The organism is Acidovorax sp. SUPP2825 (genome assembly GCF_030158995.1).
Lineage (GTDB): Bacteria > Pseudomonadota > Gammaproteobacteria > Burkholderiales > Burkholderiaceae_C > Paracidovorax.
In genome coordinates this window covers 1-1305 of the sequence record NZ_BQXK01000056.1, presented here as the reverse complement: position 1 = coordinate 1305, position 1305 = coordinate 1, and the positions used below count along the sequence as shown (strand labels likewise).

Here is a 1305-nt window from a genome sequence, read left to right as displayed (position 1 = left end):
GGGCCTGCAAGGCCCCTCATGCACCCAGGCGCAGACCGCTGCTGGGCCTCATCACGCTCAAACGGCTACTGGCGCCCACTCCTCCCTATTCGGATTCGTCAAACATGGGGTTGTGAGAGGCTCCCATCTGTATCGTGTGGTCTCTCGGGCTGAGTTAGACAGCGTGGCTAAATCTGGGGGATTTAGCCCAGGTCCTGGAGCAATGGGGAATAAGTGGTTTGCTGAGTCTGCAACTGATGCTGCTGCTTGGGGTAAAAAGTTCTATGCATTTGATAAAGAAGCAGTTTTCACATTGCGGGTGGAGATACCAAACTCTCTTGCGAATCAGATGATGAGGGTGCCAAAACTCGATGGAATTGGGCCTGCTCGATCAGCAGATGGACAGTTACTTCAGCAGATCAATTCTCGGATGAATATTAACGCGTTCACTGGAAATCTCTTGCCATGAAAAATCTTAAAGACATTCGTTCCGGTGTCGTCACGGAATTGTATTGGTTAATTGATGAGCCGACAAAAAGTCCCAATGCTAGATTAACCTGCTACAGAGAGGGCAGAGGGGTGGATGACTTATTTAGTGTTTTTGTTAAATTCGAATCCCCTAAGGAATCAAATAGAGTTTGGCAAATTGCGAAAATATTTGCGCTAGTAAAAGAGATGGAGCCAAGGCTTGTTTCTGGTGATGGGCAACTCATTCTTACAGCTGGGATGATTCCAGTGGCAGTTGCCAAAGTACTGTCGGAATGTCGCGAGCCAATTTAACGCAGCAATAGTTGTAAATGAGCAGGAAGGCGCGTACTGCTGAAAACCAGAGCGCAACAGCGTCGTCGACCACACCAAACTGTTGGGAACCTCTCAAAACCCCAATTCCTGCTAATCGACGCCCATATAAATCAACGAGTTACAACGCTAAAACTTGCGAATTCGGAGGTTTTGAGAGGTTTCCTGTTGTGTGGGCGGGGATCCGCTGAACTTTTCCGATCCAATGGAACTGCAAGCGATCCCCTTGCCACCTCTGTTAATTCCTAGCGTGCGAAATCCATCAGTGGATGCGCAGCGCGACTTGGCAGACAGGCTGAGCCGGGCATTCAAAGACGTGCTAGGAGGGACGGGCACTCCAGGCAGCGCAGGCGCGGGGCAGATCGCCCGCATTACCTACGCCAGCAGGCGCCAACTGGTGCACTAGAGCGTGTTATGAACTTCCCGCCGCAGCTAGCACCCGTGCAGCGGCGGGCAACATGAGCACTGCAAACACCAGAAAATGTAGCCCGCCGAGCACTTCCGGCAACCGCTCATAGTCCCGGGAGA

2 protein-coding genes and 1 pseudogene are annotated in these 1305 nt (G+C 51.5%); 2 read left to right on the top strand and 1 reads right to left on the bottom strand.

Annotated features, from left to right (window positions below; translation table 11 throughout):
• Together AVAK2825_RS24655 and AVAK2825_RS24650 are read left to right on the top strand one after the other, a co-directional pair.
• The coding region (locus tag AVAK2825_RS24655) for a hypothetical protein (protein ID WP_284403117.1) at positions 1-448 on the top strand (448 nt) is incomplete at its 5' end.
• Complete coding sequence (locus AVAK2825_RS24650; RefSeq protein ID WP_284403116.1) at positions 445-759, top strand: hypothetical protein; 315 nt, start codon at positions 445-447, stop codon at positions 757-759. The genes AVAK2825_RS24655 and AVAK2825_RS24650, both read left to right, overlap by 4 nt.
• 430 nt (positions 760-1189) lie before the next feature.
• Here AVAK2825_RS24650 and AVAK2825_RS24645 read toward each other — a convergent pair.
• Positions 1190-1305: pseudogene (locus AVAK2825_RS24645) on the bottom strand (IS5/IS1182 family transposase); the annotation flags it as partial.